Origin of the sequence: Sphingobium sp. (genome assembly GCF_033795625.1) — a bacterium.
Taxonomy (GTDB): domain Bacteria; phylum Pseudomonadota; class Alphaproteobacteria; order Sphingomonadales; family Sphingomonadaceae; genus Sphingobium.
This window is the reverse complement of sequence record NZ_JARYGI010000116.1, coordinates 1-754: the sequence shown is the minus strand read 5'-3', so window position 1 is coordinate 754 and position 754 is coordinate 1. Positions and strand designations below refer to the sequence as shown.

Below are 754 nucleotides of genomic sequence, written 5' to 3'. Positions count from 1 at the left end.
GCTTCCGCCAGTTGATGGCGCGCGCCAAGGACGGATCTGCGTGCGTCACGGCCGTGGTCCATCCGTGCAGCGCCGACGCCATGCGCGCAGTGGCTGAGGCCGCCGACGCCGGCATCGTCGTTCCGATTCTCATCGGCCCTGCGGCGCGTATGACGAATGCGGCGAAGGACGCCGGTGTCGATATTGCGGCCTTCCGGGTGATCGACGTCCCGCACAGCCACGCCGCCGCCGCCGAAGCCGTCGCGCGCGTGCGGGCCGGCGAAGCCGCGCTGCTGATGAAGGGTTCGCTTCATACTGACGAGCTCATGGGCGCGGTCGTATCGTCCGACACGGGCCTTCGGACCGAACGCAGGATCAGCCACGCCTATGTGATGGACGTGCCCGGCTATCCGCGCCCGCTCATCATCACCGACGCCGCGATCAACATCGAGCCGACGCTTGAGGACAAGGCCGACATCGCGCGCAACGCGATCGACCTTGCCCATGTGATCGGGATCGAACAGCCCAGGGTCGCGATCCTCGCCGCCGTCGAAACGGTCAATCCGAAAATGCGCACCACATTGGATGCCGCGGCGCTCTGCAAGATGGCGGACCGGGGCCAGATCGAAGGCGCGCTGCTCGATGGCCCGCTCGCCCTCGATAATGCGATCAGCGAGGCGGCCGTGCGCGAGAAAAGTATCGTCTCGCCGGTCGCCGGCCAGGCGGACATCCTGCTGGTGCCCGATCTGGAGGCCGGCAACATGCTCGCAAAGCA

Annotated in this window: 1 protein-coding gene; it reads left to right on the top strand. The window is 67.2% G+C overall.

Going from position 1 to position 754, the window contains the following annotated elements; genetic code table 11:
- A partial coding sequence (locus tag QHC67_RS18895) for a bifunctional enoyl-CoA hydratase/phosphate acetyltransferase (protein WP_319296709.1) occupies nt 1-754 on the top strand: 754 nt, incomplete at both ends.